Here is a 21,058-nt window from a genome sequence, read left to right on the forward strand (position 1 = left end):
TTTTTTACAACTCCGTCACCCGCAGATAGGGGCGCTGCTCGTCCCAGCCCTTGGGGAAGATGTCCTTGGCCTCTTCATCGCTGACCGAGAGCGGGATGATGACCTTGCCGCCCGGCGTCCAGTCGGCGGGCGTTGCAACCTTCCGGGCATCGGCAAGCTGCAGCGCATCGATCACCCGCAGTATCTCGTCGAAATTGCGACCCACATTCATCGGATAGGTCATCATCAGCCGGATCTTCTTGTCGGGATCGATGATGTAAACCGAGCGCACGGCTTCCGTGGTGCTTTCACCGGGATGGATCATGTCATAGAGGCGTGAAATCTCCATTTCAGGGTCGGCGATGATCGGGAATTTCAGCACCGTGCCCTGGGTATCGTTGACATCGTCGATCCACTTCATGTGCTCTGCGACATAGTCCGTCGAAAGCCCGATCGGCTTGACGTTACGCTTGGCAAATTCCTCCGAGAGCTGGGCGGTGCGCCCCATTTCAGTGGTGCAGACCGGGGTGAAGTCTGCCGGATGACTGAAGAAAAAGGCCCAGGCATCGCCGATCCACTCATGAAAATTGATCTTGCCGGTGGTGGTTTCCACGTCGAAATCCGGCGCCAGATCGCCAATGTGAATGCTCATCGCTTTCTCCTTCGATTGGGATATATAAGAATGATCTTATATATAGGCAGCCCTGTTGCGTATTGATCTGCGTCAAACCGTCCCGTGACGGCGCGCGCTCCTCTCCTGTGGCACCATGCTGAAATCGCACCTTGAGGCCGGCCTTAATCCCGCCCGAACCATGCGCTTTCTTTCCCTCGAACCGGCAATGTGCTTAGCTCTCACACCCAAAGTTGTGGCAGGGACAAGAGCCTGCCGCAATATCGTGTAGAGAGTGGAGCCTTCATGCTCGAAAACAATCAATCCGCCAAAATCAAGCAGTCCATTCTCGGGCTGGAGATGATGACTCGGTTTGCGCTGGCAATCCTGGCGCTTGCCAGCGGCGTTTACACCTATCTGGGGGTACGCAGCCTGCTCGACGGCAGCGCCGCCCAGGTGTTTTTCGCCGCAGTGGTTTATTCGGCGGCCGTTTCGGTCGGCATCTATGCCTTCTGGTCCTACATGCTGCGCTTCGTCCCGCTGGTGAGCGACGGCGCGCGCCGCCTGCTGCTGTTTGCCACCATGGCGGCCGGATCGCTGATGATCATCGCCATGTCTTCCTGGCTCAACGCGGCCGCGCTGGCGGGATCAGCGGCCCTGGAACAGCACCTTGCCGTCACTCAGGAAGAATATTCCGCCGATTTCGACCAAGCCCATGCAAGAGCCCTTTCCGCCCAAAGCCTGCTGCCCGATGTCCAGCGCGCATCCGAGCGTTTCAAGCGGCTGGCCGAGGATGAGCGCAATTCAGGCGCCCTTACCGGCACTTCGGGCTCGGGCAGCGTGGTGCAGCTTCTTGTGCAGATGGGCGCCCAGTTGGACGAATTGTCCGCTTCCATCCAGGCCTCCCGCGAGGAGACTGCCGAACTGTTTGAAAAGGGCCGCCGCCACCTTGCTGCCATGCGGGGGCTGGTCTCCGCGCCCGGCGCGGTCGCGCCCCGCTCCGACCGGTTTGCAGAGCAGGCGGTCGAGCTTGGCGGTGTCATCGCCGCCCTGCAGGAGACCTCCATTGCCCCGTCCGTGCGCCGCGCCGCTGACGACCTTTCCCTCGGCTTCATCGCGCCGGTGGCCGATGGCAGCAATGCCGATCTGGCATCGCGCCAGTCGCAGGTCATGGCGACCGTGCGCCAGTCCGTCGAGGCCCAGTCCCGGCAATTGTCGAAAGCAGCCGACGGCATTCTCGCCGAGGCAAAGGTTCCCGTTCGCCGGTTCGTGCCACTGTCGAGCGCCGAAGCGGTGCTGCGCTATGCCGGGATTTTGCGCCAAGCTGGGCAGGCGCCATTTCAATCGATCTGCTGCCCGCCGTCCTTGTGCTGATTCTTGCTGTGGCGCATTCGGCCATGCGGCGCGATTCAGCCGTTTTGGAACCGGCTGAAAAGATCACCGCAGCTGAAATGATCCGTGCCGTCAGCCTGTATCAGCAGATGACACAGCATCAGCCCGCGCAGGCTGGTGACAGCGAGCTGCCATCAGAAAAGAAAGTTGCAGAAAAGGAAGCTGCAGACGGTGAACCGGATGAAGCAGGGGATGACGCCCGGCAGACAGCATCCGATGAAACGCCATCTCCGGCGGAGCCGCAATTGCTGCGCCCGGTCAGTGCCGGACAGCGCAAGCGCATCGAGGAAAGCCGGAGGCGCGGCTGATGGCCCCCAACCTGACAAGCCCGGCGTGGGAAAAGGCCAAACGGCCCCTTAATGCCATCGGCTCGCACCGGTTTGGATGGCCAAATGGCCTGCCGAACGACGGGCAGATCATGCGCGGTCTTTTCTATGTCATGATCGCTGTTATTGCGCTGGCGCTCGTCCATGACTTTGATGCCCTTCGCAAGAACCGTCAGGCTACTCCGCTGGCACCAACTATTCTGCAACCGGTTCTCCCCGCCTATCTGCCGCCCGGCTCTACGGACACCCAAACGACGCGGGGCCATCCGCCGGTAACCGCCGATCCGGAAACCTTGCGCAGCGCACTGAAGATCGAACTTGGCGCAGGCGGGACATTGCAGGCTACAGGCACGATCGACCCCGGCTCCGCGCAGCGCTTTGCCGACGAGATGAACAAGGTCGGTGAGTATGTGAAACGCGTGGAACTCAGTTCTCCGGGCGGATCGGTTCACGATGCATTGGCAATTTCGCGCCTTGTGCGTGAACGCAAGCTGGACACGGTGGTGCGTGACGGCGCGCTGTGCGCCTCCTCCTGTCCGCTGATATTTGCCGGCGGGGTGCAGAGAACGGCAGGCGGCAAGGCGGCCATCGGCGTCCATCAGACCTTTATCGCCCAGCGGGAATTGCGCGATGCCGACAACGAGGTTTCAGGCACCCAGACGCTGACTGCCGTCATCACCCGTCACCTTGAATCCATGGGGGTTGATGCTGCGGTATGGCTGCACGCCCTCGAAACACCGCCAAGCCAGCTCTATTACTTCACGCCGCAGGAACTTGAAGCCTACAAGCTGGCAACGCATATTGCCGAAGCGCCGGCTGCCTGACGGCTTTACAGCGGGCCCGTTTGGCCGCAAAACGCTGCCCATGAACAAAGCAACCGATCAATCCGTCCTGCTTGCGCAAATCGGTGCAGCCCATGGCATCCGCGGCGAAGTGCGGGTCAAGCCGTTCGGCGAGGCGGACATGCTGGACCAGTACGGCCCGCTGCACGATGCCGCAGGCCGGGCCTATGAGATCATCTCAATGCGGCCGCAAAAGACCGTGCTGGTGGTCCGTTTCAAGGGCATCGACAGCCGTGAGGCTGCCGAAGCCCTCAATGGTACGGAACTCTTTGTTGAGCGCTCGGCACTTCCCGCACCCCAAGAGGATGAATTTTATCTGTCCGACCTGGTCGGGCTTGAAGCCGTTTCGCCGGAGGGCGAGGTACTGGGCAAGGTCGCCGCTGTGCATGATTTCGGTGGCGGGGATGTGATCGAAATCCGCTTGGCCGGGGGAAAGAGCGAACTCTTCGCCTTCACCCGGGAAAACTTTCCCGCGATTGATATCAATGAAGGCAGGATGACCTTTGTGCCGCCGGAAACCATCAGCGCGCGCGAAGAGGAGGAACAATGACCTTCCGCGCCTGCGTCCTCACCCTCTATCCGGAGATGTTTCCCGGCCCGCTTGGCGTATCGCTGGCCGGCAAGGCGCTGGCCGACGGCACATGGAGCCTGGATACCATTGCCCTGCGCGATTTCGGCCAGGGCAAACACCGCCAGGTGGACGACACGCCCGCAGGCGGTGGCGCCGGCATGGTGCTCAGAGCGGATGTGTTGGCCAACGCCATCGACAGCATCGGGCAAGACCCCCAAACCTCATCACGGCCGCGCCTGTTGATGAGCCCCCGGGGCGGGTACTTGACCAGACATTCGTGCGGGAGCTGGCCGCAGGGCCGGGTGCGGTGATCGTCTGTGGCCGCTTCGAGGGCGTGGACGAGCGTGTCATCGAGGCGCGCGGGCTGACCGAAGTTTCCATCGGCGATTATGTGCTGTCTGGCGGGGAACCTGCAGCCATCGTCCTGCTCGACGCCGTCGTGCGCCTGCTGCCGGGGGTCATGGGCAACGATCAGTCCGGAACCCATGAAAGCTTCGAGACCGGCCTGCTGGAACATCCCCATTATACCAGGCCCGCTCAATGGGAGGGCCGTACCATCCCTGAAGTGCTGACTTCCGGCGATCACGGCAAGGTGGAACAATGGCGCCGCGAACAGGCGGAAAAACTGACACGGCAAAGGCGACCGGACCTGCTTTCAAACGGCAAAAAAGAATCGCCCTAAGTGTCGACAAACCGCCTGTTTTCGCCTATAGCAGCGCGGAATTTCCGACATACCGGAAAATGCAATCGACCGGGTGCAAACCATCCGGAGCGGGGTTGGCGAGTTGCCGCGGCACATCATGGATGCACCCCAAACCGGATTTGGTCGCTCTTGCCTTTCAAACAAGAACAAGAGTGTTCCGCAAAGAACCGCATACGGGAATGCTGGCGGGCAACGAAAACGAAGGTACAGACCGATGAACATCATTCAGCAGCTCGAAGCCGAGCAGACTGCCAAAATATCCGAAAACCGCAAACTGCCGGATTTCGAACCCGGCGATACCGTGCGCGTGCTGGTGCGCGTTACCGAGGGTACCCGCACCCGTATTCAGGCCTATGAAGGCGTCTGCATTGCCCGTTCCGGCGGCGGCCTCAATGAGAGCTTTACCGTTCGCAAGATTTCCTATGGCGAAGGCGTCGAGCGCGTCTTCCCGGTTTATTCACCGCTGGTCGAAGGGGTGGAAGTGGTGCGCCGCGGCAAGGTCCGCCGCGCCAAGCTGTATTACCTGCGCAACCGCCGCGGCAAGTCGGCCCGCATTACCGAAAACACCAACGTCCGCGCCAAGAAGCTGAACGACGCCGAGCGCAAGGCATTCCTGGAGGAAAAGGCACGGATCGAGGCCGAGAAGGTCGCCGCTGCCGAAGCCCTGGCGAAGGAAAAGGCCGCCGAGGACGCCGCCAAGGCTGCAGAGGAAGCAGCGGCAGCAGAGGCCCCGGCAGAAGGCGAAGCCAAACAATAGGCTTTCCCTGCCTGCACAATCAATTTGCAAAAGGCGGTTCCCATGGTTTTGGGGCCGCCTTGTTTGTTTGCACCGGCCCATGGCCGACATTGGGCCGACATTGGGCTGACATTGGGCCGGTACCGTGCCTGAATGCCGTGTCTGCACACGCCCGGCTGCCGAATTCCTTGACCTCATCCGCGCCGCAGCTTAGATCAACGCCAACAATCAAATTCCATTCATACCGGCACGGAATTCTCATGGCTGATGCACCGAAAACCCTTTACGACAAGATTTGGGACGCCCATGTGGTAGCCCGCAACGATGACGGGTCAAGTCTGCTCTATATCGACCGCCATCTGGTGCATGAGGTTACCAGCCCCCAGGCTTTCGAGGGCTTGCGCATGGCCGGACGCAAGGTGCGCCAGCCCGAAAAGACGCTCGCCGTGGTCGACCACAACGTGCCCACCTCGCCTGACCGGGTCGACGGCATCAAGAACGAGGAAAGCCGCATCCAGGTCGAGGCGCTGGCAAATAACGCCGCCGAATTCGGCATTGAATATTATTCCGAGCACGACAAGCGCCAGGGCATCGTCCACATCATAGGCCCTGAACAGGGCTTCACCCTGCCCGGCATGACCATTGTGTGCGGCGACAGCCATACCTCCACCCATGGTGCCTTTGGCGCCCTTGCCCACGGCATCGGCACCTCCGAGGTCGAGCATGTATTGGCGACCCAGACGCTGATCCAGAAAAAGGCGAAAAACATGCTCGTGCGCGTCGACGGCGACCTGCCCGACGGCGTCACCGCCAAGGACATTATCCTTGCCATCATCGGCGAGATCGGCACGGCCGGCGGCACCGGCCACGTCATCGAATATGCCGGCGACGCGATCTGCGCCCTTTCCATGGAAGGGCGCATGACGGTCTGCAACATGTCCATTGAAGGCGGTGCGCGCGCCGGCCTCATCGCGCCGGATGAAAAGACCTTCGATTACATCAGGGGCAAGCCCAAGGCGCCCAGTGGCGCGGCCTTCGACATGGCGCTTGAATACTGGAAGACGCTCTATACCGACGAGGGCGCACAGTTCGACAAGGTCGTGACGCTGGATGCCGCCAACCTGCCGCCCATCGTCTCCTGGGGATCAAGCCCGGAGGACGTGATCTCGGTCACCGGCACGGTGCCCAACCCCGACGACATCGCTGATGAAACCAAGCGCGAATCCAAATGGCGGGCGCTCAACTATATGGGGCTTGAGCCGGGCACGAAGATCACCGACATCACCCTCGACCGCGTCTTCATCGGCTCCTGCACCAATGGCCGCATCGAGGATCTGCGTGCGGCCGCCAAGATCGTCGAGGGCAAAAAGGTCGCCGATACCGTCGATGCGATGATCGTGCCGGGATCGGGCCTGGTGAAGGAACAGGCGGAGGCCGAAGGCCTCGACAAGATCTTTATTCAAGCCGGTTTCGACTGGCGTGAGCCGGGCTGCTCCATGTGCCTTGCCATGAACGATGACCGCCTGAAGCCGGAAGAACGCTGCGCCTCGACTTCCAACCGCAATTTCGAGGGACGGCAAGGCTTCAAGGGCCGCACCCACCTCGTCTCCCCCGCCATGGCCGCTGCCGCTGCCATTGCAGGACATTTTGTGGATGTCAGGGAGTGGTCCTGACTGCAGTCATTGTCGGCCCCTTCCTCGTCATCCTCGCGCCCATCTTCGTCGTCCCCACCCCCTCCTTCGTCATCCTCGGCCCCCTCCTTCGTCATCCTCGGCCCCCTCCTTCGTCATCCTCGGCCCCCTCCTTCGTCATCCTCGGCCCCCTCCTTCGTCATCCTCGGCCTTGAGCCGAGGATCCAGTGAATAACTTTGGTGCTGGGTTCTTGCCACAAGCCCGAGGATGACCATGTTGGTGGTGCTTGTGCCGGAAAAGATATCCCCACCCCGAAAACCTCCCCCTATCCTTCACCCACTGCCATCCAGCGCAAACGCCGGTCTGATATCGCCGTCGGTTCCGGAGGGTGGCGGCAGCGGAGCGCTGCGCCGTTGGTGAAGGGGCTGTCTTGTTAGGGCAAGTCCCGACGGACCATGGGCCTGTTTGAGGGCCGGGCTGGACTGTGTGCTGAAGAGCCTCCCGGTACCCAAAATCTCCGCGCAGGGCGGCTTTCGGGCTGCACACATGCCCAAGGAACAAGGCGGAGCCGCCCTGCGGTTTGCGTGTTCTTTCTCAATTTCAAAACACGGTCTTGAATGCGGCGCGTGAACGGAAAGGCGTGCGCGGTCTATCTCCACCCTCATCCTGAACCTCCTGAACTTTCCGAAGGGCGGAGGACGAGGCAAGCCCCCTTTCTACGTCATCCTCGGGCTTGACCCCGCGATCATGTGGGCGACCTTTTCGCCGATCATCATCGACGGCGCGTTGATGTTGCCATTGGTGATCACCGGCATGATGGAGGCATCGGCAACGCGAAGGCCTTCAACGCCGTGCACGCGCGCCTGCGGGTCGGTCACCGCCATTTTGTCGGTGCCCATCTTCGCAGTGCCGCAAGGGTGGTAGGCCGAATTGGCATTGGCCCGCACATAGGCATCAAGGTCCTTGTCGCTCACCGCATCCGCACCGGGGGAGATCTCAGGGCCGCGGCAAAAGTCGAAGGCCGGTTGGGCGGCTATCTCCCGGGCATGTTTGATCGCAGCGCGGAAGAGGGCGAAATCCTGGGGGTTGGAAAGCCCGTTGAGTTGAATGCGCGGCGCAGCAAAGGGGTCGGCCGAGCGCAGCTTCACCCAGCCGCGGCTTTCAGAGCGAACCGGGCCGACATCGAAGCAGTAACCGTCCTTGCCGGGCGGCGGCGACCACCCTTCGAGCAGATAGGGCCAGAAGTGAAACTGGATATCGGGCCGGTCCACGTCAGGCGTGCTTTTCAAAAAAGCACCGACCCGGCTCGGCGGCAGGGAGGCCGGCCCAGTTTTAAAGAGCAACCACTCCAAACCGGCCAGCAGGATGCGATGGCGCGCCATCAGCTTGTTGCGTGTCATGCCTTTGTGCGGGCAGGTGAACTTCAGATGGACTTCAAGATGGTCCTGCAGGTTTTCGCCGACACCCGGCAGGTCGGCTTCAATGCCGATGCCGTGCTCGCGCAGATGATCTGCCGGGCCGATGCCCGAGAGCATCAGCAATTGCGGCGACTGAAAGGCACCGGCCGACAGGATGACCTCGCGCGCCGCCATCGCTGTGACATCCTCGCCCCGGTAACGGTAGGCGATGCCGGTGGCGCGGCCGCTTTCAATCATGACCTTCATCGCCTGGGCGCCGGTCAGCACCGTCATGTTAGGGCGTTTGGCGGCTGGCTCGACACAGGCACGCGCCGTGCCCGAACGCCGGCCATTGTCCACATTGGCATCGAATACCGTCACGCCTTCCTGCGCCGCGCCGTTATAATCGGCCGGGTTTGCATGGCCTGCCTGAACACCCGCTTCAATGAAAGCAGTTTCAATCGGGTGATTGTCGGTAACCTTCATCACCGAAACAGGCCCGCTGTCACCGCGCAAATCGCTCGGTCCGTTACGGTAGCGTTCCATGCTCTTGAAAAAGGGCAGCACGTCCTCGTACCCCCAGCCGGTCGCACCGGCAGCAACCCAGTCGGCATAATCACGCCGGTGACCGCGCACGAACACCATGCCGTTGAGCGAGGAAGAGCCGCCCAGCGTCTTCCCGCGCGGTTGAAACAGCCGCCGGTTGTCCATGAAGGGTTCGGGCTCGGTCTCGAACGCCCAATTGCGCGGACCGCCATCGAACGTATACCGCGCCGCAGCCGGAATACGCGTTGTCCAGTGGTTTGCAGATGGCCCAGCTTCCAGCAGCAGGATGCGCAGGCTCGGGTCTTCCGAAAGCCGCAGGGCGAGAAATCCGCCCGCCGACCCGGCACCAACAATAATGTAGTCGAATTCTGCCGCACTCCTGCCCATCACGCCTCCCTCCGCCACCGGCAAACCGTGCCGGATGGCTGCAAAACGCTAGAGCCTTTCACGCTCTTATGGAAGCAGTTTGAATGGTGGGATTTTTCACATCTGACAAGGAGAACACCGCAGCAGGATGTTATTCCATCCTGCGAGGATTTCGACGAAGTCAGGTTGGAAAAGCTTCCACAGCCGGGAGTTTAACCTGTTGAATACCTGTCATTCCTGCAATCGTTTGAGCGTGAAAGGCTCCTGGGTAAAGCAGGTGCAACGCCATGCCTTTTTGTGGCATTGGCAGGAAACAGAACGGCACGCGCCAGATGATGCAGGCCGGTCAGGGGAGCCTGATGCCGCCGTCAAGACGAACGGTCTCGCCATTCATATAGGGGCTTTCAACGATGGTGCGCGCCATCGCACCGAATTCGGACGGCTTGCCAAGGCGTTTGGGGAAAGTCACCTGGGACGACAGCGAATTGAAGACCTCTTCGCCCAGCCCCTCAAACAGCGGCGTATAAAAAATGCCGGGCGCAATGGCGCAGATGCGAATGCCGTAAAAGGCAAGATCGCGGGCAACCGGCAGCGTCATGCCGACAATGGCGCCCTTTGTGGCAGCATAGGCAACCTGGCCCTTCTGGCCGTCATAGGCGGCCACCGAAGCGGTGTTGACGATGACGCCGCGTTCGCCATCCTCGCCCGGCTCATTCTTCGCCATCTGTTCGGCGCAAAGACGGAAGGTATTGAACGTGCCGGTCAGGTTAATGTCGATGGTTTTCTTGAACATCGAAAGGGTGTGCGGACCTTCCTTGCCGAGGGTTTTCTGGGCAAGGGCAATCCCGGCGCAGTTCACATTGGCCGTGATCTTGCCGAACGCCGCCATGGCGGCATTGACACCGGTCTGAACGTCTTCTTCGCTGGTCACATCGACCTTGTTGAAAATGACATTCTCGCCGAGTTCATCGGCAACCGCCGTGCCGCGCTCTTCATTCATGTCGAAGATGGCAACCCGTGCCCCGCCTTCTACAAAATCGCGCACGGTGGCCTCGCCCAGACCGGAAGCGCCGCCGGTGATGACGGCCACGGTATCGGAAAGCTGCATGAGTTATGCTCCTGGCTTCAAATGGAAATATGATTGGCAGAGAGGATACGGGGCCCGCCTTGCAGGGTCCAGCGGCATTTGTGCATATCCGCTTTTCATTCCGCCGGGATAAACAAAAAACCCGAAAGCGGCAGCTTCCGGGTTCCACAAATCGTTCACCGTCATACAGGATCAGAAGGCTGTCTGCAGCGTCGTCAGCTGATCGAGGTAATCGGCCGCTTTCGCCCTGGCCTCCTCGTCCTTGGCATCGGCAAGGTCTTCCTTGGCGTCCTGGATGCGGCGCTCAAGATCGGCCTTGTCGAGATCGGCAACGTCGACGGCATGCTGGGCAAGAAGGGTAAGGCCGGCAGGAGAAACATCGGCAAAGCCGCCAAAGATCACATAGCGGGAAGATTCCCCATCGGCCATCTTTACCTCAACCACGCCCGGCTTGATGGTCGACATTACCGGCGCATGGTTGGCAAATACCTGAAAATAGCCCTCGGTACCGGGGATCAGCACCTCGGTAGCCTCGCCCGATACAAGTTGCTTTTCAGGCGAGACGAGCTCGAATGGAAACGCTTCGGCCATGGTCATTCTTCCTTCGAAAGCGCGGTCTCGAAATGGTGGACCGCCTTTTCAAACTTGTCCCTGCAACCGGTGTTGCAGAAGCCGACGACCCTGTCCTTGTACAACGTCAATGAATCTGCCGATATCGGCTTGCCCGACCACGGGCAGAGTTCATTAACGGCATCCTCAGGTTTCAGGCCGTCCGCCATCGCGCTTCAATCAGGCTGCTTCCGCAGCCAGTTTCTGTGCCTTCTCGACGGCCTCCTCAATGGTGCCGACCATGTAGAAGGCAGCTTCCGGCAGATGGTCATATTTGCCGTCAACCAGATCGCGGAAACCCCTGATCGTGTCTTCCAGCGGAACCAGCTTGCCCGGAGAACCGGTAAACACCTCGGCGACGAAGAACGGCTGCGACAGGAAGCGCTCGATCTTGCGGGCGCGGGCAACGACCAGCTTGTCCTCTTCCGACAACTCGTCCATGCCGAGAATGGCAATGATGTCCTGAAGGGCCTTGTAGCGCTGGAGAATCTCCTGCACGTCGCGAGCGCATTTGTAGTGTTCCTCGCCGATTACCATCGGATCGAGCATGCGCGAGGTGGAATCGAGCGGGTCAACCGCCGGATAGATGCCTTTTTCCGAAATGGCGCGCGACAGCACGGTCGTGGCGTCAAGGTGGGCAAAGGTCGAAGCCGGGGCCGGGTCGGTCAGGTCATCTGCGGGAACGTACACAGCCTGCACCGAGGTAATCGAACCCTTGGTGGTGGTGGTAATGCGCTCCTGCATGGCGCCCATGTCGGTACCAAGCGTCGGCTGATAGCCCACAGCCGAAGGAATACGGCCCAGCAGGGCGGACACTTCAGAACCGGCCTGGGTGAAGCGGAAGATGTTGTCGACAAAGAACAGCACGTCCTGGCCTTCATCACGGAAATGCTCGGCAACCGTCAGACCGGTCAGCGCAACACGGGCGCGGGCTCCCGGCGGCTCGTTCATCTGGCCGTAGACGAGGGCTGCTTTCGAACCCTTGCCGCCGCCTTCCTTGTTCACGCCGGATTCGATCATCTCGTGATACAGATCGTTTCCTTCGCGGGTACGTTCGCCAACACCGGCGAAAACCGAATAGCCACCATGCGCCTTGGCGATGTTGTTGATCAGTTCCATGATCAAAACGGTCTTGCCAACGCCGGCGCCGCCGAACAGGCCGATCTTGCCGCCCTTTGCGTAGGGTGCCAGCAGGTCAACGACCTTGATGCCGGTAACCAGAATCTGCGCTTCCGTGGACTGCTCGATATATTCAGGGGCCGCCTGGTGGATGGCGCGTTTGGCCTTCGTCTTGAGCGGGCCGACCTCGTCCACCGGCTCGCCGATCACGTTCATGATGCGGCCAAGGGTCTCATCGCCGACAGGAACCGCGATTGGCTCGCCCATGTCAGCAACCGGCTGGCCGCGAACCAGGCCTTCGGTAGCGTCCATGGCGATGGTGCGCACGGTGTTTTCACCCAAGTGCTGGGCAACTTCGAGCACCAGGCGGTTGCCATTGTTGTCGGTTTCAAGCGCGTTCAGGATTTCCGGCAACTTGCCGTCAAAACGCACGTCGACAACAGCGCCGATGACCTGCGTCACCTTGCCGGTCGCGCCCTTGACAGCGGCCGATTTTCGGGCTGCCGGCGCCTTTGCGGCTGCGGTTTTCCTGGCCGGAGCCTTTTTGGCAGGCGCCTTCTTGGCCGGCGCTTTACTGGTAGCTGCTTTTGCCATCGTTCATCTCTCCAGACTTTAAAGCGCTTCTGCGCCCGAGATAATCTCGATCAGTTCCTTGGTAATTTGGGCCTGACGCTGCCGGTTGTAGGAAAGCGTCAGCTTGTCGATCATTTCGCCCGCATTGCGGGTCGCATTGTCCATTGCAGACATCCGTGCACCCTGTTCGGATGCCGCATTCTCCAGCAGTGCGCGAAACACCTGGACGGAAATGTTGCGGGGCAACAGCTCGCCGAGAATTTCCTCTTCACCCGGCTCATAGTCGTAGACGAAGTCCATATCGCCTTCGCTCTCATCTTCCTCCAGATCGGGGAAAGAAGCCGGGATCAACTGCTGGGCAGTCGGGATCTGGCTGATCACCGACTTGAATTCAGAGTAAAACAGCGTGCAGACATCGAACGCGCCGTCTTCAAACATTTCCATAATGCGCTTGCCCACCTGCTCGGCTTCATCGAAGCTGAGCTGGCGCACCCCGCGAAAATCGATCCGCTCGACAATCATCGGGCTGAACTCGCCTTTCAGCGCATCATAGCCTTTCTTGCCAACGGTATAAATCTTCACTTCCTTGCCTTCACCCATCAACTTGCGCGCATGCTGGCGCGCCATACGGGCAATGGAGGAGTTGAAGCCGCCGCAAAGGCCGCGCTCGGCCGTTGCCACCACCAGAAGGTGAACCTGGTCCTTGCCGTTTCCGGCCAGCAGTTCGGGTGCGCCTGCACGGCCTTCCATCGATCTGGCAAGTCCGCCGAGAACCTTGGCCATTTTCGCCGAATAGGGCCGGGCCGCCTCAGCCGCCGCCTGCGCGCGCCGAAGCTTCGCCGCAGCCACCATTTTCATGGCCTTGGTGATCTTCTGGGTCGCCTTGACCGAGGCAATCCTGTTTTTCAGGTCCTTAAGAGAAGCCATGATGCGTTATCCCGCGCTCCCTCAGGCGAAGCTTTTGGCGTAGGAGTCGATGGCCGCTGTGAGCTTTTCCTTGATGGAATCGGTCAGCGCCTGCTCGGTACGGATGGCGTCGAGAATGTCGGCGTGATTGCTGTTCATGTGAGCCAGCAGGCCACGCTCGAATTTGCCGACATCGGCCGTCGGCAATTTGTCGAGATAGCCGTTTACGCCGGCGAAGATAACAGCGACCTGTTCCTCGGTGCGCAGGGGCGAAAACTGCGGCTGCTTCAGGAGTTCCGTCAGACGGGCGCCGCGGTTCAGCAGGCGCTGGGTCGCAGCATCAAGGTCCGATCCGAACTGGGCGAAGGCAGCCATCTCGCGATACTGGGCCAGTTCACCCTTGATCGAACCCGCCACCTGTTTCATGGCCTTGATCTGGGCAGAAGAGCCAACGCGCGACACCGACAGGCCGACGTTCACCGCCGGGCGGACGCCCTGATAGAACAGATCGGTCTCCAGGAAGATCTGACCGTCGGTGATGGAAATCACATTGGTGGGAATATAGGCCGACACGTCGTTGGCCTGGGTTTCGATGACCGGCAGCGCGGTCAGCGAACCGGCACCATTGTCTTCATTGAGCTTGGCAGCACGTTCAAGAAGGCGCGAATGCAGATAGAAAACGTCGCCCGGATAGGCTTCACGGCCCGGAGGACGGCGAAGCAGCAGCGACATCTGGCGGTAGGCAACGGCCTGTTTGGACAGATCGTCATAGCCGATCAGCGCATGCTGGCCGTTGTCGCGGAAATATTCACCCATGGTGCAGCCGGCAAACGGTGCAAGATACTGCATCGGAGCAGGATCGGAAGCGGTAGCCGCGATAACGATCGAATAGGGCAGTGCGCCGCGCTCTTCGAGGATTTTCACGAACTGGGCAACCGTGGAGCGTTTCTGGCCAACGGCAACATACACGCAGTACAGGCGGTCGGCTTCGCGCTTTGGATCGTCGTGGATCGATTTCTGGTTAAGGAACGTATCCAGAATGATCGCGGTCTTGCCGGTTTGGCGGTCGCCAATGATCAACTCGCGCTGGCCGCGGCCGATCGGGATAAGTGCGTCAACTGCCTTCAGGCCGGTGGACATCGGCTCATGCACGGACTTGCGCGGGATGATGCCCGGCGCCTTCACGTCCACACGCGCACGCGTCTTGGACTTGATCGGACCCTTGCCGTCAATCGGATTGCCGAGCGCGTCGACCACACGGCCCAGAAGCTCGGGACCAACCGGAACGTCAACGATCGAACCGGTACGCTTTACGGTGTCGCCTTCCTGAATGTTGCGGTCGTCACCGAAGACAACGACGCCGACATTGTCGGTTTCAAGGTTCAGCGCCATCCCGGCAATACCGCCGGGAAATTCGACCAGCTCGCCGGCCTGAACGTTGTCGAGGCCGTATACGCGGGCGATGCCGTCACCGATGGAGAGCACCTGCCCCACTTCGGAAACCTGGGCCTCCTTGCCGAAGTTCTTGATCTGGTCCTTGAGAATTGCGGAGATTTCCGCTGCGCGAATGTCCATTTATCCGACCTCTTTGAGCGCTAGCTTGAGCGAGGAAAGTTTCGTTCTGAGTGAAGTGTCGATCTGGCGTGAGCCAACTTTGACAATCATGCCGCCCAACAGCGAGGGATCAACGCTCTCCTCAATGGCGACGTCCTTGCCGACAACGCTTTTCAGCGCCGTCTTCAAATCTTTCTTTTGGGTAGTTGAAAGCGCTTTTGCCACCGTTACTTCGGCACTGGCCTCGCCCCTGTGTTCGGCGACCAGTTGACGGAAGGCAGCCAGCATGTCCGGCATGGCAAAAAGGCGGCGGTTGCGGGCAACGACACGGACAAAATTGCCGACCAGGCCGCCGATCTTTGCTTTCGTCAGGATACCGTCGATGGCAGACAACTGATCATCAGCGGAAAAGACCGGCGAGCGGACCAGCCGCATGAGGTCATCGGAGCCCTTCAGAAGGGCATCGAAACGGGCCAGGTCTTTTTCTGCCGCATCGATTTTCTTTTCCGAAACGGCAAGTTCGAACAAGGCGCTTGCATAACGCCGGGTAACACCGGAAGCAGGTGAGGCGGACTGTGCCAAGGCTTAAAATTCCCCAAACAAGCATTCAATTGACCTGCCCGCAGAAATCCGCTCTGGCCCGTTCATATCGGGTCACGGCAAGTAATTGAAAATTCGTTGTTTTTTTCAGCTTTCGGATAGTGGATACCCAGTGGGTGTCCAAAATCGCGCTTCACCTAGCATACTGGATTATGCGTGGCAACCAAGGAAAGGGAGTCCATCCGGCTGAATCCAAGGGGTCTTTCGTCGCATGAGGACAGCTGAAACAGCAGATTCAAAAGCACCGGCACAGCGAATCCCGGGTGTTGGCCGAATAAATATGGAATGATGCACACTGCATGGGACATTGATTATCCACAGGCTCACAGAAAGCTCTGGGGATCGATATCCACCTGCACGCGAACCGAACCGCGCACCTTGGGCCCGCCCGCCAGCCAGTGGCCAAGCCAGTCCTGCAGTTTGGCTTTCAGCGCGGCATGCACCAGCAGGCGATAGCGATAGCGCTCCCGCAGCATGAAAATCGGTGCTTCAGCTGGTCCCAGCACAGTAATGTCTTGTGGCGGGTTTGCCGCCTGGCGCAGTTTTCTGGCGTGTTCTTCCGCCTCACGCTTGGATGCCGCAGAGACGATAAGCGAGGCAAGCCGGCCAAACGGCGGCAGGCCGGCACTTTCCCGGTTGGCGATTTCCCGTTCATAGAATGCTTCGCGGTCGCCTTTGGCGATGGCATCGATCACCGGATGGCCGGGCTGGTAGGTCTGCAGATACCCGGTGCTTTCACCGCCGCTGCGCCCTGCCCGCCCGGTAACCTGCGACAGCAGTTGAAAGGTCCGCTCGGCAGCGCGCGGATCGCCATTGGCAAGGCCGAGATCGGCATCAATAACGCCGACACAGCGCATCAGTGGAAAATTGTGGCCCTTGGCCACAAGCTGCGTGCCGATGACGATATCGCATTCACCTTTCGCAATCGCCTCAAGTTCGAGCCGCAGCCGCTTTACCCCGCCCATCAGGTCCGAGGAAAGCACCAAAATGCGCGCATCGGGGAACAGATCGACCGCTTCTTCCCCCAGCCGCTCCACGCCCGGCCCGCAAGCGGCCAGGTGATCGAACGTACCGCAATGCGGGCAGGCTTGTGGCGCTGCCTCGCTGTATCCGCAGTGATGGCACTGCAACTGACCCCGAAACCGGTGTTCCACCAGCCAGGTCGTGCAATTGGGACACTGGAATCTGTGTCCGCACACCCGGCACAGGGTAAGTGGCGCATAGCCGCGGCGGTTTAGAAAAAGCAGTGACTGCCCGCCCCCTTCCAGCGTCCTTTCCACCGCCTTGCTCAGGATGGGGGAAATAAAACCGCCCCGCGGCGGCGGCGAACTGCGAAGATCGATGGTGTGAATGTCCGGCAGCGCCGCGCCACCGAACCGGTTTTCCAGCCGCAGGTGGTGGTAACGCCCGCGCTGTGCATTGACCAGGCTTTCCACCGATGGGGTTGCTGAGGAAAGAACGACCGGAAAATCACCGATTTGTCCGCGTACCACCGCCATGTCGCGGGCATGATAGAAAACCCGGTCCTCCTGCTTGTAGGCCGAATCGTGTTCCTCATCGACCACGGCAAGGCCGAGATCGGCAAAAGGCAGAAACAGGGCCGAACGCGCACCGGCGACGACACGCACCTCGCCAGTAGCAACCTGCCGCCACAGCTGTTCGCGTTTTCGCGGTGCCACATCGGAATGCCATTCGCCGGGCCTTGCGCCGAACCGGTCCTCAAACCGGTCGAGAAAGGCAGCAGTCAGCGCGATTTCCGGCAGCAGGATCAACACCTGACGGCCCTTCTTCAGCGCTTCGGCCACCGCCTCAAAATAGACCTCCGTCTTGCCGGAGCCGGTTACACCGTCCAGCAGGGTAACGGAAAATCCGCCCTGTACCCGCTTGCAAACCGCCTCCGCGGCAGTTTGCTGATCGGCGGTCAGGTCAGCGCCCGCATGAGCCGGATCGGGCGGCGGTACCAACGGCTGATGGGGCAGGGCAACTTCCTCAAGCACCCCGAGCTTGATGAGGCCGCCGACTACGGAAGCACTGGCGCCTGCAGCATGGGCAAGGCCCGATTTCGACCAGGCTGAACCGTCCCGTGCCAATTCCAGCACCCGCCGCCGTGCATCGGTCATGCGGTCGGGCTCGCCGCCTGCCCAGCGATATCCGATGGTGGGTGCAGGCGGTTCCAGCCCGCCCGGCGCCCGCAGCACCATGCGCAACACCATGCCGGGCGGGGAGAGCGTGTAATGGGCAATCCATTCGACGAACCGGCGCATGTCGGCTGAAAGCGGCGGGCAGTCGAACCGGGTCGTGATCTCCCGCAGTTTCTTGGCATCGACCTTGTCGCCGTCCACATCCCAGACGACTGCCGCAACCTGCCGGGGGCCGAGCGGCACCTGAACATGATCGCCGGGGGCCACCGTCATGCCTTCGGGCACGGCGTAGGTGTAGGGCCGGTCGGCCGGAATGGGCAGCAATACGGAAACGGTTTCTGCCAAGAGGGGTGATCCTGAATTGCCCGCACAGCGTCATCTGCGCGAATCTTGCCACGCAGCGTAATGACCTCGTGCAGATTATGCTATATGAGGAGCGCCGGAACACCGGACCCTGCCTTTGGATAATGTGGTCAGGGAACCGGAAATCAAGGCACTGGCAAACACGGAAACAGCAGTATGAAGTTCTTTGTCGATACGGCGGATGTGGACGAAATCCGCGAGATCAATGAAACCGGCCTCCTGGACGGGGTTACCACCAACCCTTCGCTGATCTTGAAGTCGGGCCGCGACATAACGGAAGTGACCAGGGAAATCTGCGGTATCGTCGACGGGCCGGTGTCCGCCGAGGTAACGGCGACGGATTTTGACGGCATGATGCGCGAAGCGAAGGTCCTGGCGAAAATTGCCGACAACATCTGCATCAAGCTGCCGCCGACCATGGACGGGCTGAAAGCCTGCAAGAAGCTGACCGGCGATGGCCACAAGACCAATGTAACGCTCTGCTTTTCCGCCAATCAGGCATTGCTCGCTGCAAAGGCGGGCGCAACCTATATTTCCCCCTTCATCGGCCGTATCGACGACATAGGCATCGAGGGGATGGAACTGATCGAGGAAATACGCATCATCTATGACAATTACGATTTTCAGACTGAAATTCTGGCCGCTTCCATCCGCACCGTGAACCACGTCAAGGAAGCTGCGATGATCGGTGCGGATGTCGCAACCGTTCCGCCTGCAACCCTCAAGGCGCTGGTCAAGCATCCGCTGACCGACAAGGGGCTTGATGCCTTCCTCGCCGACTGGGCAAAAACCGGCCAGAAGATCGGCTAGGCAGATCGGCTAGGCGGCCTTTCACCCTTCGCTAACCTCGTTACGGCATTCTGGCGACATGAATGCCGAACCTTTTCTCGTTACGCTTTCGCCCGAGCTCGCCCGGCACCGCACCGCCTGGCTGGCTTCGCTCGCCAGCGAACGGCGCATGGCCGAAAAGACGCTTGAAGCCTATGAGCGGGACCTGCGGCAGTTTTTGACCTTTCTGACCGGCCATGTGGGCGAACCGCCAAAGCTTGAACATGTGGCCAGGTTGCGGCCCATCGACATGCGCGGCTATCTGGCCTGGCGGCGAAACTCCGGCGCTGGCGCACGCACCCTGGGCCGGGGGCTTGCCGGCATACGCTCCTTCATCCGGTTTCTTGAAAAAAAGGGACTTGCCTCCTCTGCCGGCCTTTCGGCAATCCGTGCGCCCAAACAGCCAAAGACCCTGCCCAAGCCGGTCGCCGTTTCCAAGGCGTTGCAGTTGACCGATCCCGCCGAACACATGCGGGATGAGCCGTGGGTCGCTGCACGGGACGTTGCCGTGATTGCCTTGCTTTACGGCTGTGGACTGCGCATTTCCGAAGCGCTCGCCCTGACCCCGAAAATGCTCGCCGAAAACAACGGAGTACTACCGGTAACAGGCAAGGGCGGAAAGACGCGCATGGTGCCGCTATTGCCTCAAGTGCGCGAGGCAATCAGCCAGTATCAGACGCTTTGCCCCTTTCATCTGGATAAAGACCAACCGGTCTTTCGCGGTGCCCAGGGCGGCAAGCTGCGTCCGGAGATCATCCAGCGCCAGATAAGAAAACTGCGCCCGGCCCTCGGCCTGCCTCAAACGGCGACCCCCCATGCCCTGCGGCACTCCTTCGCCAGCCATCTGCTCGGCAGCGGCGGTGACCTGCGCACAATACAGGAACTGCTCGGCCATGCCTCGCTTTCGACAACCCAGATCTATACGGCGGTCGATACCGACTACCTGCTGGATGTCTATGAAAATGCCCATCCCAGGGCTTAGAAACGATAGCAGGCCGATTCATCCTTCATTAACCGGCAGGTTTAACGGGAAATCCATGTCTTTGGCCTATGGAAAGCCCATGCATTCTGAAATCACCCTGACTGAATTTCTCGACCGCCACGGCGAACGTGCCTTGCTGGCGCTGGCAAGCCTGATGGCGGCATTCTTCATCTCATTTTTGATGGTACTCAGCCAGGCTGCTGGTGCCCTTGCCCAGGAAACGGCCCAGAACAGCGGACCTGAAAGCTGCAGCGGCAGCAACCTCATCGCCAAATACGCTGCGGAAGAACCGGAAAAGCTGGCTGCGCTGAAAGCGGAGGCGAAGGGCGAAGCAAATGGCAATGCCGTTTTCTGGAAGATCGAGAAGGACGGCGTTGCCCCATCCTGGCTCCTCGGCACCATGCACATGGCCGATGCCCGCATCGCCCGTCTTGACGGAGCGCGCAGCAAGGCATTCGATGCCGCCCATACGGTGGTAGTGGAGAACATCGAGGCACTCGATCAGGCACAAGCCTCCGCAGCCATGCTGCAATTCAAGGACATGACCCTTTACACCGACGGTTCGACCCTTGCCGACCGGCTGGATGAAAACTCCCTGATCCTTCTGCGTCAGGCGGTCGAAGCACGCGGCGTTCCATTCGCCATGGCCCAGGTCATGCGGCCCTGGCTGGTGGCAACCATGGTCGCGCTGCCCGCCTGCGAGCTGGCGGAAAAACGCTCCGGCAAGCCGGTTCTTGACGGGCTGATTGCCAAACGGGCAAAGGTCGAAGGCAAGAATCTCATTGGCCTTGAAACCATCGGCGAACAATTCGGCGCCATGGCAGCGCTCCCCGAGAGCTTTCATCTCGAGGCGCTGAAAGAAACCCTCAAAATGGGCAATCTGGCCGAAGACGTCTTGGAAACCATGAAACAGCTCTATCTTGCTGGCGACATCGGCATGATCCTGCCGCTGACCAAGGCCGTATCGCCCAAATCGGCTGCTTCAAGGGATTATGATGACTTCAAGGAAAAGCTGATCACCAGCCGTAACCGCCACATGGCGGAACGCGCACTTCCCTATCTTGAGCAGGGCAACGCATTCATCGCTGTTGGCGCCCTGCACCTGCCGGGCGAAACCGGTCTTGTTGCCGCGTTTCAAGAGGCCGGATATCAGGTCAGCCCGGCAGAGTAGGCGCCTTTCTTTTCGGAAACCTTGA

The 21,058-nt window shown here is 60.3% G+C and carries 17 protein-coding genes and 2 pseudogenes; 9 read left to right on the forward strand and 10 right to left on the reverse strand.

The features are described 5' to 3' along the window. Nucleotides 1–4: 4 nt before the first annotated feature. Nucleotides 5–631 carry a peroxiredoxin gene (locus BVL55_RS14635; protein WP_075997522.1) on the reverse strand — a complete coding sequence of 209 codons (627 nt, stop codon included), beginning with the start codon at nt 629–631 and terminating at the stop codon, nt 5–7. Nucleotides 632–895: 264 nt separating this feature from the next. Between BVL55_RS14635 and BVL55_RS14640 the strand changes: the two are divergent. The 6 genes and pseudogenes from BVL55_RS14640 (at nt 896) to leuC (ending at nt 6,832) form a co-directional block, all read left to right on the forward strand. Continuing rightward, nucleotides 896–2,289, forward strand: a pseudogene (locus BVL55_RS14640) (hypothetical protein). Further along, nucleotides 2,289–3,131: a COG3904 family protein gene (locus BVL55_RS14645; RefSeq protein ID WP_244530530.1), complete on the forward strand. Its 843-nt coding sequence runs from the start codon at nt 2,289–2,291 to the stop codon at nt 3,129–3,131. Before BVL55_RS14640 ends, BVL55_RS14645 begins: the two are co-directional and overlap by 1 nt. A 40-nt stretch (nt 3,132–3,171) precedes the next feature. Next, the gene (rimM, locus tag BVL55_RS14650) at nt 3,172–3,699 is read left to right on the forward strand and encodes a ribosome maturation factor RimM (RefSeq protein WP_075998196.1); all 528 of its coding nucleotides are present in this window, start codon (nt 3,172–3,174) and stop codon (nt 3,697–3,699) included. Then, nucleotides 3,696–4,402 (forward strand): annotated as a pseudogene (gene trmD / locus BVL55_RS14655) (tRNA (guanosine(37)-N1)-methyltransferase TrmD). The gene rimM and the pseudogene trmD overlap by 4 nt, the downstream one beginning before the upstream one ends. Before the next feature lie 235 nt (nt 4,403–4,637). Next, nucleotides 4,638–5,180 carry a 50S ribosomal protein L19 gene (rplS, locus tag BVL55_RS14660; protein WP_075997523.1) on the forward strand — a complete coding sequence of 181 codons (543 nt, stop codon included), beginning with the start codon at nt 4,638–4,640 and terminating at the stop codon, nt 5,178–5,180. Between the two features lie 239 nt (nt 5,181–5,419). Beyond that, complete coding sequence (leuC, locus tag BVL55_RS14665; protein ID WP_075997524.1) at nt 5,420–6,832, forward strand: 3-isopropylmalate dehydratase large subunit; 1,413 nt, start codon at nt 5,420–5,422, stop codon at nt 6,830–6,832. A gap of 675 nt (nt 6,833–7,507) precedes the next feature. Here the strand turns inward: leuC and BVL55_RS14670 are convergent. The 9 genes from BVL55_RS14670 to BVL55_RS14710 all read right to left on the reverse strand — a co-directional run bounded on the left by BVL55_RS14670 (nt 7,508) and on the right by BVL55_RS14710 (nt 18,034). Further along, nucleotides 7,508–9,121 carry a choline dehydrogenase gene (locus tag BVL55_RS14670; RefSeq protein ID WP_075997525.1) on the reverse strand — a complete coding sequence of 538 codons (1,614 nt, stop codon included), beginning with the start codon at nt 9,119–9,121 and terminating at the stop codon, nt 7,508–7,510. 325 nt (nt 9,122–9,446) lie between these two features. Continuing rightward, nucleotides 9,447–10,208 (reverse strand): 3-hydroxyacyl-CoA dehydrogenase, encoded by a 762-nt coding sequence (locus BVL55_RS14675; protein ID WP_075997526.1) that lies wholly within the window; start codon nt 10,206–10,208, stop codon nt 9,447–9,449. A gap of 171 nt (nt 10,209–10,379) precedes the next feature. Continuing rightward, on the reverse strand, nt 10,380–10,778 hold the full coding sequence (locus BVL55_RS14680) for a F0F1 ATP synthase subunit epsilon (RefSeq protein ID WP_075997527.1): 399 nt from the start codon (nt 10,776–10,778) through the stop codon (nt 10,380–10,382). Nucleotides 10,779–10,780: 2 nt separating this feature from the next. After that, nucleotides 10,781–10,966: a glutathione S-transferase gene (locus BVL55_RS14685; protein ID WP_075997528.1), complete on the reverse strand. Its 186-nt coding sequence runs from the start codon at nt 10,964–10,966 to the stop codon at nt 10,781–10,783. Between the two features lie 10 nt (nt 10,967–10,976). Then, the gene (gene atpD, locus BVL55_RS14690) at nt 10,977–12,509 is read right to left on the reverse strand and encodes a F0F1 ATP synthase subunit beta (protein ID WP_075997529.1); all 1,533 of its coding nucleotides are present in this window, start codon (nt 12,507–12,509) and stop codon (nt 10,977–10,979) included. Between the two features lie 18 nt (nt 12,510–12,527). Beyond that, nucleotides 12,528–13,415 (reverse strand): F0F1 ATP synthase subunit gamma, encoded by an 888-nt coding sequence (locus BVL55_RS14695; protein WP_075997530.1) that lies wholly within the window; start codon nt 13,413–13,415, stop codon nt 12,528–12,530. 21 nt (nt 13,416–13,436) lie between these two features. Then, nucleotides 13,437–14,969, reverse strand: coding sequence for a F0F1 ATP synthase subunit alpha (gene atpA, locus BVL55_RS14700; protein ID WP_075997531.1), 1,533 nt, complete (start codon nt 14,967–14,969; stop codon nt 13,437–13,439). Next, complete coding sequence (locus BVL55_RS14705; protein ID WP_075997532.1) at nt 14,970–15,530, reverse strand: F0F1 ATP synthase subunit delta; 561 nt, start codon at nt 15,528–15,530, stop codon at nt 14,970–14,972. Between the two features lie 341 nt (nt 15,531–15,871). Continuing rightward, a complete protein-coding gene (locus BVL55_RS14710; RefSeq protein WP_075997533.1) occupies nt 15,872–18,034 on the reverse strand; it encodes a primosomal protein N' in 2,163 nt (720 codons plus the stop codon). Between the two features lie 174 nt (nt 18,035–18,208). Here BVL55_RS14710 and fsa point away from each other — a divergent pair, with 174 nt between their 5' ends. The 3 genes from fsa (at nt 18,209) to BVL55_RS14725 (ending at nt 21,033) form a co-directional block, all read left to right on the forward strand. Further along, nucleotides 18,209–18,862, forward strand: coding sequence for a fructose-6-phosphate aldolase (fsa, locus tag BVL55_RS14715; protein ID WP_075997534.1), 654 nt, complete (start codon nt 18,209–18,211; stop codon nt 18,860–18,862). A 58-nt stretch (nt 18,863–18,920) separates the two neighbouring features. After that, nucleotides 18,921–19,862 carry a tyrosine recombinase XerC gene (locus tag BVL55_RS14720; protein WP_075997535.1) on the forward strand — a complete coding sequence of 314 codons (942 nt, stop codon included), beginning with the start codon at nt 18,921–18,923 and terminating at the stop codon, nt 19,860–19,862. A 79-nt stretch (nt 19,863–19,941) separates the two neighbouring features. Next, nucleotides 19,942–21,033, forward strand: a complete 1,092-nt coding sequence (locus BVL55_RS14725; RefSeq protein ID WP_075998197.1) for a TraB/GumN family protein — start codon at nt 19,942–19,944, stop codon at nt 21,031–21,033. Nucleotides 21,034–21,058: the final 25 nt, after the last annotated feature.

This window comes from Salaquimonas pukyongi, assembly GCF_001953055.1.
Classification (GTDB): domain Bacteria; phylum Pseudomonadota; class Alphaproteobacteria; order Rhizobiales; family Rhizobiaceae; genus Salaquimonas; species Salaquimonas pukyongi.